At 66.9% G+C, this 15,382-nt stretch carries 1 protein-coding gene; it reads left to right on the forward strand.

Annotated features, from left to right (window positions below):
- The coding region (locus tag N436_RS05110) for a BapA/Bap/LapF family large adhesin (RefSeq protein ID WP_110740536.1) at positions 1–15,326 on the forward strand (15,326 nt) is incomplete at its 5' end.
- Positions 15,327–15,382: the final 56 nt, after the last annotated feature.

Here is a 15,382-nt window from a genome sequence, read left to right on the forward strand (position 1 = left end):
GCACCGTGCGTATCGTTGCCGCCGACGGTACCGAACTGGGCTCCGCCGTGGTCGGCCCGACCGGCGTGTTCAGCATCAACCTCAACCCGCCGCAAGTAGACGGCGAAGTGCTGCAGGCCACCGCCACCGATACGGCCGGCAACACATCCACAGCCAGCTCGGTCACCGCACCGGATATTGACGGTGTCGATACCACGCCACCCGCAGCACCAACCGACCTGGTGATAGGGCTGGCCGGCCAGCGCTTGAGCGGCCGCGGCGAACCCGGCACAACGGTGCAGGTACGCGATGCCGCAGGTAATGTGCTGGCCACCGGCACTGTCGGGGCAGACGGTAGCTTCGCTATCACGCTGGCACCGGCCGTGAACGACGGCAGCACCCTGCAAGTCACCCTGACTGATGCTGCAGGCAACGTGTCGCAGCCGGGCTCGGTAACCTCCGTCGACCTGCTGCCTCCGGCTCAACCCACCGACCTGGCCTTGGCCGATGGCGTGACCTTCACCGGTCGCGGCGAACCAGGCGCCACCGTGCAGGTGCGTGATGCTGCCGGCAACCTCATCGGTACGGGCATCGTCGGTACCGACGGCCTGTTCAGCGTCACCCTTAACCCTGCCCAGGCCAACGGCGAAGCACTGGACGTCCGTCTCGTGGACGCGGCTGGCAACACTTCTGCCCCGCTGCAGTTCGATGCCCCGGATATCACTGCGCCCGCCGCACCGACCGAACTGGCTGTCAGCGCCGATGGCACCGTGCTTACCGGCCGGGCCGAACCGGGCAGCACCGTGCGCATCGTTGCCGCCGACGGTACCGAACTGGGCACCGCCGTGGTCGGCCCGACCGGCGTGTTCAGCATCAACCTCAACCCGCCGCAAGTAGACGGCGAAGTGCTGCAAGCCACCGCCACCGACGCAGCAGGCAACATATCCACAGCCAGCTCGGTCACCGCACCGGATATCGACGGTGTCGATACCACGCCACCCCCAGTACCAACCGACCTGGTGATCGGCGTGGCCGGTAGCCAGCTCACTGGTCGTGGCGAAGTGGGCACCACCGTGCAGGTCCGTGATGCCGCCGGCAACCTGCTGGCGACTGGCACTGTTGGGCCGGATGGTACCTTTGTGGTGTCCTTGAGCCCTGCCGTGATCGACGGCAGCACCCTGCAAGTGACCCTGACCGATGCCGCCGGCAACGTGTCGCAGCCGGGCTCGGTGACCTCCGCCGACCTGCTGCCTCCGGCTCAACCCACCGACCTGGCCCTGGCCGATGGCGTGACCTTCACCGGTCGCGGCGAGCCAGGCGCCACCGTGCAGGTGCGTGATGCCGCTGGCACTATCATTGGTACGGGCGTGGTCGGTGCCGACGGCCTGTTCAGCGTCACCCTTAACCCAGCCCAGGCCAATGGCGAAGCGCTGGACGTTCGTTTGGTGGACGCGGCTGGCAACACTTCTGCCCCGCTGCAGTTCGATGCCCCGGATATCACGCCACCTGCTGCGGTCAGCAACATTGCAGTCGGCAGCGGCGGCCTGGCGCTGAGCGGCCGAGGTGAACCGGGTGCCACCGTCGAAGTCCGTGATGCCAACGGCACGGTGATCGGCACAGGTGTAGTGGGTGCCAACGGCACCTTCCTGATCGACCTTGACCCGGCCGTGCAGCCCGGCGAGCAACTGAGCCTGGTGCAGACCGACCCCAGCGGCAACGCCTCCGAAGCGCTGCAGTTCGAAGTCCCGGTAACCACCGCCCCGGCCAGCCCCAGCGACCTGGTGTTCGCCGAGGACGGCACCAGCATCAGCGGCACGGCGCCTGCCGGCACCCGCGTGGAAGTGCACGACGCCAACGGCACGCTGATCGGCAGTGTCGTGGCCGGCCCTGATGGCAGCTTCACCGTCGTTCTGGCCCCGGCCCAGGCCAATGGCGAACTGCTGGACGTCGTGGCCATCGATGATGCGGGTGTATCGTCACTACCAACGCAAATCACCGCGCCAGACATTACCGCGCCGGCCGCCCCGAGCGAACTGGCCGTCAACGCCGATGGCACTGTCGTCACCGGCCGTGCCGAACCGGGCAGCACCGTGCGGGTACTGGCCGCCGATGGCACTACCGTGCTGGGTAGCGTCGTGGTTGGCGCAACCGGCAGCTTCAGCATCACCCTCAGCCCACCACAAGTGGACGGCGAAGTGCTGCAAGTCACCGCCACCGATGCGGCAGGCAACACCTCGACGGCAGGTTCGGTCACCGCGCCAGATATCGACGGTGGCGACATCACGCCACCCGACGCACCAACCAATCTGGTGGTCGGCCTGGCCGGCAGCCAGCTGAGCGGGCGTGGCGAAGCCGGCACTACCGTGCAGGTGCGTGACGCCGCAGGTACTGTTCTGGCAACCGGTACGGTCAGCCCCGACGGCACATTTACGGTGACCTTGACTCCTGCCGTGAACAACGGTAGCACCTTGCAAGTCACCCTCACCGATGCCGCTGGCAACGTCTCGCAACCCGGTTCAGTCACTTCGCCGGACTTGCAGGCCCCTGCGCAACCTACTGACCTGGCCCTGACCGAGGGTGTCACCTTCACCGGCCGCGGCGAACCCGGTGCCACCGTGCAGGTGCGCAATAGCGCCGGCACTGTGATCGGCACCGGCCTGGTTAACGCAGACGGCACCTTCAGCGTCACCTTGTTCCCCGCCCAGGCCAATGGCGAGGCGCTGGATGTGCGGGTGGTGGATGCCGCCGGCAACAGCTCGGCGCCACTCCAGTTCGATGCCCCCGACATCACCCCGCCTGCTGCTGTCAGCAATGTCGTGGTCGGTGCCAGTGGCCTGGTGCTCAGCGGTCGCGGCGAAGCGGGTGCAACCGTCGAAGTGCGTGATGCTGGCGGTACCGTCATCGGCACCGCCACGGTCGGCGCCAACGGCACCTTCACGGTCAATCTCGACCCTGCAGCCCAGCCAGGCGCGGTGCTGAGCCTGGTACAAACCGACCCGAGCGGCAACGCGTCCGAAGCCTTGCAGTATGAAGTGCCACTGACCACTGCCCCCGATAGCCCAAGCGGCCTGGTGGTTGCCGCCGATGGCACCAGCCTCACCGGCTCTGCCCCGGTGGGCAGCCGTGTGGAGGTACGTGATGGCAACGGCATCCTGGTTGGCAGCGTGGTGGTGGGCGGCGATGGCACCTTCACCGTCATCCTCAACCCGGCCCAGGCCAACGGCGAACTGCTGGATGTAGTGGCCATCGACGGCACAGGGGCATCGTCGCTGCCGGTGCAGGTCAGCGCGCCAGACATCACCGCGCCAGCCGCGCCAAGCGAACTCGCGATCAATGCCAACGGCACCGTTGTCACCGGCCGTGCCGAAGTGGGCAGCACCGTGCGCGTGCTGGCTGCCGACGGCACTACGGTGCTGGGTACGGCGGTGGTGGGTGCGACCGGTAGTTTCAGCATTACCCTCACACCTGCACAAGTGGACGGTGAAGTGCTGCAAATCACCGCCACCGACGCCGCCGGCAATGCCTCCGGCGCCGGTAGCGTCACGGCCCCCGACATCGACGGTGTCGATACCACGCCACCCCTGGCGCCGACCAACCTGGTCGTTGGCCTGGCCGGTGGCCAGCTGAGCGGCCGTGGCGAAGCGGGTGCCACCGTGCAGGTGCGCGATGCCCAAGGCAACGTGCTGGCCAGCGGCACGGTCAACCCGGACGGCACCTTCCAGATCGTCCTGACGCCACCCGTCAACGATGGCAGCACCCTGCAAGTGGTGCTGACCGATGCCGCCGGCAATGCCTCCACGCCAGGCACGGTGGCCTCCCCAGACCTGCAGGCCCCTGCTCAGCCCACCGGCCTGGGCCTTGCCAGTGGCGTTACCTTGACCGGTAGCGGTGAACCTGGCACCACCGTGCAGGTACGCGACACCTCAGGCACCGTGATCGGCACCGGTGTGGTCAACCCGAACGGCAGTTTCAGCGTTACCCTGTCCCCCGCCCAGGCCAATGGCGAAGTCCTCGACATCCGCCTGGTGGATGCCGCCGGCAATACCTCGACGCCGCTGCAATTCAACGCCCCGGACATCACCCCGCCTGCGCAGGTCAGCAATATCGTGGTCGGTGCCGATGGCCTGACCCTGAGCGGTCGCGGTGAGGCCGGTGCCACCGTTGAAGTGCGGGACACCAATGGCACATTGATCGGCACAGGTACGGTGACCGGCAACGGCACCTTCGTGCTCGACCTCGACCCGGCCGCGCTGCCGGGCGAACGCCTGAGCCTGGTGCAGACCGACCCAAGCGGCAACGCTTCCCAAGCCTTGACCTTCGACGTACCGCTGGTGACCACGCCGGCCAGCCCGAGCGACCTGGTGTTCGCGGCGGACGGCACCAGCATCAGCGGTTCGGCGCCAGTCGGCAGCCGTGTGGAAGTGCACGATGCCAATGGGAACCTGGTCGGCAGCATCGTGGTGGGTGCCGGGGGCACCTTCACCGTTGTGCTCACCCCAGCCCAGGCCAACGGCCAGCTGCTGGATGTGGTCGCCATCGACACCAACGGGGCCTCGTCACTGCCGGCACAAGTAACTGCGCCGGATATCACCGCCCCAGCCGCGCCAAGTGAGCTGGCCGTCAGCGCCGATGGCAGCGCAGTGACCGGGCGCGCCGAAGCCGGCAGCACCGTACGCGTGCTGGCCGCCGACGGCACTACCCTGCTGGGCAGTGTCGTGGTGGGCGCCAGCGGGGCCTTCAGCATTGGCCTCACCCCACCGCAAGTGGCAGGCGAACAGTTGCAGGTAACCGCTACCGATGCCGCAGGCAATGCCTCCACGGCCGGTACCGTTACCGCGCCGGTCATCGATAACGGCGGCGATACCACGCCGCCCGCGCCAGCCACCAACTTGGTGATCAGCGCCGATGGCCGCACGGTTTCCGGCCGCGGCGAAGTGGGTGCCACCGTCAAAGTGCTCGACGACCAGGGCCAAGTGCTGGTGAGCGGCACCGTTCAACCCGATGGCAGCTTCAACGTGCAATTGCCAACTCCAGTGGTGGATGGCTCCTCCCTGCAGGTGACCTTGACCGATGCTGCCGGCAACGTCTCCACACCTAGCCCACTGACTGCGCCAGACCTTGTGGCCCCCCTGCAACCAACGGGCCTGGTGTTGACCAATGGCGACACCCTGGCCGGTACTGCCGAAGGCGGCGCCCGGGTAGAGGTGAAAGACGCCTTGGGCAACCTGATCGGCAGCGCCATCGCCCAGCCGGATGGCAGCTTCAGCCTGACCCTGAACCCGCCACAGGCCAATGGCGAAACACTGTCCATTACCGTAACCGATGCGACAGGTAACACCTCTGTACCGCTGAGCTATGTGGCCCCGGACATCACGGCGCCGACACTCGTCACTGACGTGGTAGCCGCCGATGGCAGCCTGGCCGTGTCTGGCCGTGGCGAACCCGGTGCCACGGTGGAAGTGCGTGATGCGCAGGGTACGGTGCTCGGCACCGGCACCGTCGCGCCAAATGGCACCTTCGTGGTCGACCTCGAATCGCCGTTGGCGGCGGGCGAAACCCTGGTGCTGGTGCAGACCGATGCCGCCGGCAATACCTCGGTAGGGCTTAGCGTGACGGTTGCCGATGCACCGCTGCCCGAGAGCCCGAGCGGTGTCGTGGTGAGCGCAGATGGCTCCAGCGTCTCCGGTACCGCACCGACGGGCACGCAGGTGCAGGTACGTGACGCGCAGGGCAATGTGCTGGGCAGCGCACAGGCAGGCCCGGACGGCAGCTTCACCATCGGCCTGACCCCGGCACAAGCCAACGGCGAAACCCTGGATGTGGTGGCTGTGGATGGCGCCGGCAACGCGTCACTGCCGACCCAAGTCACCGCCCCTGACATCACGCCACCCAATGAAGCCAGCCAGCTGCAACTGAGCGCCGATGGCAGCCTGCTCACCGGCCGCGGCGAGCCGGGCACCACCGTGCAGGTCATCAGCGCCCAGGGTGTCGTGCTGGGCAACGCCCAGGTCGGCGCTGACGGCGTGATCAGCGTGGTGCTCAACCCACCGCAAACCGACGGCCAGGAACTGGACGTGGTGCTGCGCGACGCGGCCGGCAATACCTCGACCGCCACCGTCATCGCACCCGATCTGGATGGCCCGCTGCAACCTTCCGGGATGGCCATCGATACTGCAGGCATTCACCTGACCGGCCTGGGCCAAAGTGGCTCCATCGTCACCGTGCGTGATACCAACGGCAACGTGCTGGGCACCGCCATAGTGGGTGCAGACGGACACTTCGATGTCACCCTCAATGCGCCACAGCGCAATGGTGAGAGCCTGAGCGTCGAGGCCACCGACAACCTGGGCAACAGCGCCGGGCCGGTGAGCTTCACCGCCCCCGATTCCACGCCGCCGCAGGCGGTCACCAACCCGACCATCGATGGCACAGGCACCACCGTCACCGGTAGCGGCGAACCTGGCGCCACCGTGACCGTGCGCGGGCCGGATGGCAGTGTGCTGGGCAGTGCCGTGGCAGGCCCGAACGGTGCATTCGAAATCACCCTCACACCACCACAGACCAACGGCCAGGCGCTGACCGTGGAGCAGCGTGACCCAACCGGCAACCTGTCGGCGGCCGCCGACCTGCCGGCCCCGGACACCGAGTTGCCGGCGCCCCCGACCGGCCTGACCCTGTCTGGCGATGGCAGGACCATTACCGGCAGTGGCGAGCCAGGTGCGCAGGTGAGTGTTACCAATACAGCGGGTACCGTGCTGGGCACCGCCACGGTTCAGCCAGACGGCAGCTTCCTGGTAAGCATCAACCCGCCCCAGCTCAATGGCCAGACGCTGTCTGTGACCCAGACAGACAGCGCCGGCAACGACTCGCCCGCCGGCACCGTGACCGCGCCTGACTTCGAGGCGCCGCTGCCGGCGCAAGGCCTGGGCCTGGATCCGGCCGGTACCCTGCTCAGCGGCCAAGGCGAGGCAGGCACCACCGTAGAGGTTCGCAACGCGGCAGGCGACCTGCTGGGTACTATTCAGGTGGCGCCCGACGGCACGTTCGAAGTACCACTCGCCCCCGCCCAGACCAACGGCGAAGTATTGTCGGTGGTGTTGATCGATGGTGGTGGCAATGCCTCACCGTCTGCCAGCTTCACCGCCGATGACAGCAGCGCGCCAACAGCGCCGGGCGGCCTCACCATCACCCCAGGCGGCAACGCCATCCAGGGTACTGGTGAAGCTGGGTCCACGGTGGAAGTGCGGCTTACCGACGGCACCCTGGTAGGTACCATCGTCGTGCCGGCAGGTGGCAGCTTCACAGTGCCACTCTCGCCCGCCCAACTGGACGGCCAGTCTCTCAATGTGACCCTGACCGATACTGCCGGCAATGTGTCCCTGCCCGGCCAGATCAATGCGCCGGACATCACGCCACCGGCAGCGCCCACGGGTGTGCTGGTCAGTCCGGACGGCAGCACCGTCACCGGCAATGCGCCTGGCGCCAACTCAGTGTCCGTGAACGACGGGAATGGCAATGTGGTCGTGGTGGCCGTCAATCCGGATGGCAGTTTCAGCGTACCGCTGAATACCCCGCTGACCAATGGCCAGACTGTGACTGTGGTGGTGACCGATGCAGCCGGCAACGACGCTGCTCCGGTCTCCGTCAACGCCCCGGACACCACCAACCCGGATTCTGCTACCGGGCTTACCGTGAGCCCCGACGGCAGCACCGTTGGGGGTACTGCGGAGCCTGGCAGCACAGTGGAAGTCCGTAACCAGGACGATGGCACCGTTCGCGGCACCATCACCGTTGGACCAGACGGCACCTTCGTGGTTGACGTCGACCCGCCACTGGCCACCGGCGAAACCGTTGATGTGGTGGTGATCGACCCTGCCGGCAACGAATCCCCCGAAGTGCCACTTGCCGGCCCGACCGGCACCGAGGTGGCCACACCGTCGGCCCTGTCCATCAGTGCCGACGGCTTCCTGCTGACCGGCCAGGGGACGGTCGGCTCGCTGATTACCGTGACCTCCGGGGGCACCACCCTGGGCACCGCCACGGTCGGCAGCGACGGCACCTTCCGTGTGTTCTTCCAGAGCGCCCAGCTCAACGCCCAGATCTTGCAGGTCAGCGCCAAGGCTACCGTCGATGGCCTGCCTTCGGTGCCAGCCATTGTCGTGGCCAACGACACCACCGCGCCAAACGCACCGACCCAAGTCGTACTCAATGCCACCGGCAGTACGCTGACCGGCCAAGGCGAAGTGGGTGCTACCGTGCGTGTGACCGATGCGCAGGGCAACCTCCTGGGAACCGCGCCCGTCGGCAGCAACGGCCTGTTCAGCATCGATTTCTCGCCAGCTGTCGCCAACGGCCAGAACCTGATCGTGACCCAGGCCGACGCGGCGGGTAACGTCTCGCTCGCGGCCACCCTGCAAGCCCCTGACCTGCAGGCACCGCTGGCCGCCAGCAACCTCAGCCTCAACAGCGCGGCCACCGTGCTCAGCGGCCAGGGTGAAGCCGGCGCCACCGTGACCGTACGCGATGCCAGTGGCGCCATCCTGGCCACCGGCACCGTCAACCAGAGTGGGCAGTTCCAGATCACCCTGCCCAGCGCGCAAACCAGCGGCAGCGCGCTGCAAGTCACCCTCAGCGATGCCGCCGGTAACATTTCCGGCCCGGCCAGCCTGGCGACGCCAGACCGCACACCGCCTGCCGCCATCACCAACCCGGTGCTGAGCCAGGACGGCCGGCAGCTGTCCGGCAGCGGCGAAGTGGGGGCTACCGTGCAGGTACGCAACGCCGCCGGTACTTTGCTGGGCACGGCCACGGTGGGCGCCGACGGTCGCTTCACCGTGACCTTCGACACCCCGCAAGCCACCGGCCAGGCCATCGGCGTGACCCAAGTGGATGCCGCCGGCAACACCTCGCCAGCCGTCAATGTGGCAACCCCGGACCTGACCCCACCAGCCCCACTCACCAACGTGGTGCTGAACAACAACGGCCTGACCCTGACCGGCCTGGGCGAAGCCGGTGCCACAGTCACCGTGCGCGGCCAGGACGGCACCATCATCGGCACTGGACTGGTGGCCGCCAACGGCAGCTTCACCCTCACCCTGAACAGCGCCCAGCTCAACGCCCAGCACCTGAGCGTTACGCAGACCGACGCGGGCAACAACACCTCTGCCGCCGTGGCCGTTACCGCGCCGGACTTCACCCCACCCGCTGCACCGACTGCACTGGTCCTCGCCGCCACCGGGCTGCAACTGTCCGGTAACGCCGAAGCCGGCAGCACCGTGACCGTACGCGATGCCAGCGGCAACGTGCTGGGCACGGCGACAACCGGCAGCAACGGCACCTTCCAGGTCACCCTGAACAGCGCCCAGACCAACGGGCAGACCCTGCAGGTAACGGCTACCGACGCGGCCGGCAACGTTTCACCGGCCGCGCCTTACACCGCAGCCGATACCACGCCGCCAGCGGCCGTGACCAACCTGGCGGTGTCTGCCAGTGGCACCACCCTGACAGGCAATGGCGAAGCCGGGGCGACCGTCACCGTACGGGCACCCGACAACACCGTGCTGGGCACCGCCACGGTCGGCACTGACGGCCACTTCAGCGTCACCCTGTCGCCAGCCGCGATCACCGGTGAAAGCCTGAGCGTGGTCCAGGCCGACGCCGCACAGAACGTCTCCCCGGCACAAAGCGTCACCGCGCCGGGCCTTCTGGCACCGGCGACACCGGACAACCTGGTACTGGCTGCCGACGGCCTGTCGGTGACCGGTACCGCTACGGTAGGCAGTACGGTCAAGGTGTATGGCCCCAACGGCGTATTGCTGGGCAGCAGCCCGGTAGCCAACGACGGTACCTTCACCGTCAACCTCGGCAGCGCCCAGGCCAACGGCGAACGGTTGGAGGTAAGCGCCACCGGCAGCGACGGCGCAGTCTCGCTGCCGGCGACCCTGCAGGCACCGGACACCACCGCACCGCAACCACTGACCAACCTGGTGCTGTCCAACGACGGCCTGGTACTCACCGGGCGCGGTGAGCCAGGTGCCACCGTCACCGTGATCGGCGAAGGGGGGATCGACCTGGGCACCGCCTTGGTGGATGCCAGCGGCAACTTCAGCGTCAACCTCAGCGCCGCGCAGATCAACGGTGAACAGCTCAGCGCCAGCCAGTCCGATGTGGCCGGCAACGAGTCCAACAGCGTCAGCCTGACTGCCCCCGACCGCGTGGCGCCGGATGCCGCTGGCAACCTGGCCTTCGCCGGCGGTGGCAGCCTGCTCAACGGTACCGGTGAAGCGGGGGCCGCTGTTCGCGTGCTGGCCGCCGACGGCACGGTGCTGGGCAACGCAACAGTGCGCGCCGACGGCACCTTCCAGGTCAACCTCGCCTCGCCTCAGGCCAACGGCCAGCAGGTGCAGGTGGTGCTGACCGATGCCGCCGGCAACCAGTCCGCCGCCAGCGCCATCACTGCGCCGGACACCACGGCACCCGCAGCACCCACCGCGCTGGCAATATCCAGCGATGGCGTGACCATCACCGGCCGCGGCGAAGTGGGCGCGCTGGTCACCGTCACCAACCCGGCAGGCCAGCCCATCGGCAGCGCCACCGTCGATGCCAGCGGCCACTTCACCATCACCCTAAGCCCGGCGTTGGGCAATGCCGAACTGCTCAGCTTCACCCAGGCCGATGCCACCGGCAACGTGTCGGCCGTGGCCACCCTGCAAACCCCGGACTTCACACCGCCAGCGCCCCTTACCGCCGTGGTGATCAACGCCGACGGCAGTGTGGTCAGCGGCCTGGGCGAAGCAGGCGCGACGGTCACCGTCAGCAATGCCGCCGGCACCGTGCTAGGTACCGGCACAGTGCTGGCAGACGGCACCTTCCGCGTCGAGCTGTCGCCCGCGCAAATCAATCATCAGGTGCTGTCGGTGCAGCAGGCCGACCCACCCGGCAACATCAGCTTGCCGGTCACCGTTCAAGCACCGGACCATACGCCACCCGCCGCCGCAACCGCGCTGCAGCTCAGTGTGGCAGGCGATGAACTGGGCGGTGTCGGCGAAGCGGGCGCTACCGTGCGCGTGTATGTCGGCACTACACAGATTGGCACTGCCGTGGTGGCTGCCAATGGCAACTTCGTGGTCGAACTCAATACCCCGCAACTGAATGGCCAACTGCTGCAGGTCACCCTGACCGACAGCAGCGGCAACGTTTCGACGGTCAGCACGGTCACGGCGCTGGACATCACCCCGCCGGCCACCGTGATCGCCAGCCTCAACGACAGCGGCACCCAACTGATCGGTACCGCCGAAGCCGGCACCCGCGTCACCGTGGTCAACAACAATGGCGACCTGCTGGGCCAGGTGACAGTCGACCCGGATGGCACCTTTGTGCTCGACCTGAACAACCCGCAAATCAATGGCCAGGTACTGACGGTGATCGCCCAGGACGCCACCGGCAACCCGTCGGCGCCCTTGCAGGTAACCGCGCCAGACCTGACACCGCCTGTGCAGCCAGGCAACCTGCTGCTCAACCCGGCAGGCACGTCAATGACCGGTACGGCGGAAGCCGGCTCCACCATCACTGTTCGTGGCCCTGACAACAGCATCGTGGGTACGGTGGTGGTGGGCGGCAACGGCGAGTTCACCGTTGTCATCAACCCGGCTCAGAACAACGGCCAACTGTTGACCGTGGTATCCACGGACGCGGCCGGCAATGCCTCGGTCCCCGCCAGCTACCAGACCAACGACACCTCGCCACCCGCCGTGGTGACCAACCTGGCGATCGACAATACCTATAGTTCGTTGACCGGCAGGGGCGAAGCCAATGCCACGGTCACCGTCAGAGTCGGTGGCCCCAACGGCACCGTGATCGGGACCGGTCTGGTGGACGCCGCTGGCAACTTCCAGATAAACCTTACGCCGGCGCCGGGCTCAGCCGCATTCCTCTCCGTGACACAGTCCGACGGTACCAATACCTCAGGGGCTGTGACGTACATCACCCCTCTGGTGCCGCCACCCGAACCACCGACCAATGCGATACTGGGCAGCGACGGCCTTACCTTGACCGGTACGGCCGCAGCCGGCGCAAGCATTCGCGTCTACGATGCAGCCGGCAACCTGATCGGTTCAGGCCTCGCCAACATCGGAACGGGTAGCTTCAGCATCACGCTGAACGCGGCTCAACTCAACGGCCAGCACATCTCGGTGACGGCAGTCTCGCTGCTGGGCGGCGAATCGCAGCCGCTCTTCCTGCAAGCGGCCGACATCACCCCACCGGCCAACCCGGTGGTTACCAGCCTGTCGGCCAATGGCCTGGTGCTTACCGGTACCGGTGAGGCCGGAGCCACGGTGACCGTGCGCGATGCCAGCAACAACGTGCTTGGAACGGCGTTGGTGAATGGCGGTGGTGTGTTCACCGTCAACCTCAACGCGGCGCAGCTCAATGGCCAGGTACTGGGCGTGAGCCAGACCGACGCTGCAGGCAACGCGTCTGGCAGCACCAGCTACACGGCCGTTGATGTCCAGCCGCCAGCCGTGCCGACCAACGTGACCATCAACGGCACAGGCACGGTACTGACCGGTAACGGCGAAGCAGGGGCTACCGTCACCGTGCAAGGCCCGAGTGGCCAGGTGGGTACCGGCGTGGTGCAAGCCAACGGCACCTTCAGCATCACCCTGACCTCGCCACAGAACGACGGGCAATTGCTGGTGGTACGCCAGACCGATGCAGCCGGCAACCTGTCCGCCAGCACCAGTTTGACCGCACCGGACACCACGCCACCCGCAGCACCGGTGGCGGCCATCAACGCCAACGGCACCTCGGTCAGCGGCTCTGGCCAGGTCGGCAGCACCGTCACCGTGCGCAACAGTGCCGGCACCGTACTGGGCACCGCAACGGTGGGCACTAACGGCCTGTTCGTGGTCAGCCTCACGGCCGCACAAATCGACAACCAGGCGCTCAGCGTCACCCTGACCGACAGTGCCGGCAACGTGTCTACCGGCACCGCACTGACCGCACCAGACCTGACCCCGCCTGCAGTGGCCGGCAACCTGCAGATCAGTGCCGACGGCAGTACCCTCACCGGTACCGGCGAAGCAGGCGCCACCGTCACTGTGCGCAGCGCCAGCGGTACCGTACTGCAAACCGCGACCGTACAACCGAACGGTAGCTTCACCGTGACCCTGAGCCCGCCTCAAGACAACGGCCAGGTCCTTTCGGTCGGCCTCACGGACCCGCGTGGCAACGTGTCGGGCAACGTCACCATCACCGCGCCCGATGTGGATGCCAACGCCCCGGTCATCGCCAGCGACAACCTGGCGACGGCAACGGTCAACCTGGTACCGGTCACCGCGACCAAGACCTACACCGACAGCTTCACCACCCTGCTGTCGGGCTTCACCAAGACCTACACCTGGACCGTAGCCGCCGGCACCACGGTGGACCCGACCCTGACACTGACCACCAACAGCGTACTGGCGCTGCTCAACAACTCCACGTTCACCCTGCAAGTGAAAGACGCGACGGGCGCCTGGGTGACGCTGGCCACCGGCAACACCCAGGGCCTGCTCGACCTGATCGTGCTGCCGCTGGGCCTGCAGGTCGATATCGGTACCCTGCAAGCCGGTGACTACCGCCTGACCGTGGGCAGTGGCGGCATTGGCCTGATCACCAACGTGACCACTTCGCTGGACATCACGGCCACCAGCCTGACCCAGTTCACCGGGACTGGCACTGCCACCACCGGCAACGTCATCACCGATGTGGGCACCGATGGCACTGTCGATGCACGTGGCCCGGACAGCGCCGCCGTGCTCCAGGTGTTCAAGGACGGCAGTTATGTCGCGGCCGGCAGCGCCACCACGGTACAAGGCCTGTACGGCACACTGGTGATTCGCGCGGACGGCAGCTACACCTACACGCCAAACGGCAGCCCGAGCAGTGTCGGCAAGGTCGATGTGTTCAGCTATCAGCTGGTGCATGCGAACGGCCTGTCCGACTCTGCCAACCTGTATGTACGTATCGACAGCCCGCAGGCCACGGAGGTGTGGAGCAACATCAACTACGGTGCGCCGGCCACAGTGGTCGATGCCGTCAACGACGTCGGCTTCAGCCACCTGACCCTGGTCAACCGTGTGGACACCAGCAGCAGCTCGCTGGGCACGCTGAGCCTGCCGGTAATTGGCACGCGCCAGGCCACCTACACCACCTCGGTTGCTGCCGATACCACAGCCAACCTGCAGGTGGTGGTCAACTCCACCAACCTGTTGAGCCTGCTCAACGGCACCACCATCGAGTTGCTCAAGCTCAATCCGGCCACCGGCCAGTATGTGCTGGTGCAGTCGGTGCCTGGCGGCTCATTGGTCAGCCTGCTGGGGGGCGGTGCGGCTTATACCTTCCAGAACCAGGGGGCCGGTACTTACCACGTGCGCGTCACAGCGGGCGGCATCGGCCTGCTCAGCTCCATCACCACCAGCCTGAACGCCACCACCACGCACCTCACCGAGTTCGTGGTCAGCAGCGCGACCACAGCCACCGGCAACCTGCTCACCGATGACACCGTGGGCTCGGCCTTGACCGTGCTCAGCGTGCTGACGGCGGCCAACACCTACACCATCCCGGGCTACAACGGAGTTAGCGTGGCCGGCACCTACGGCACACTGCTGGTGCATGCTGACGGCAGCTACACCTACACCCTCAACTCAGGGCTCACGTCGACAGCCGTCGGCCAGCACGACACCTTCACCTACGAGCTGACCCACCCCAACGGCACCACCGACACCGCAACGCTCACCATCAACCTGGACAACGCCGCCGGCCTCACCAGCACGATGTCGTTGCTGTCCGATACCGGTGACGAAGGGGTTGCGCTGGCCAGTGTTGCCGCGTCGGCTTCCACCGAGGTAATTGCCGGCACCGACGGCAACGACCACCTCGATGGCAGCCAGGGTGGCCATATCACCCTGCAGGGTGGCGCAGGGGACGACACCTTGGTGGTGGTCGACCAGAACTTCGCCAGCGTGGAGGGCGGCACCGGTACCGACACCCTGCTGTGGGGCGGTGGCGATGCCAGCATCGACCTGGGCAACCTGGCCGACCGGGTGCATGACATCGAAGTCATCGACCTCAACGACACCAGCGCGGTGGCGCTTACCCTCAACCTGGCAGACGTGGTGGCCATCACCGAAACCGGCAACGACACACTGATCATCAAGGGGGACGACAAAGACACGGTTCACATGACAGACAACTGGACGCTGGTCGGGAACCAAACCGCCGACGGCATCGACTATAACCAATATACGGCCCAGGAGGATCCGAGCCATAACCTGTGGGTGCAGAACGGTATCCATGTGGTCTGAGGCCGCTGTAATCCCGCCGGGCACACGCCCGGCGGCATGGACGACCAGCAGTAAGG

The organism is Pseudomonas sp. RV120224-01b (genome assembly GCF_003208145.1).
GTDB classification, from domain to species: domain Bacteria; phylum Pseudomonadota; class Gammaproteobacteria; order Pseudomonadales; family Pseudomonadaceae; genus Aquipseudomonas; species Aquipseudomonas monteilii.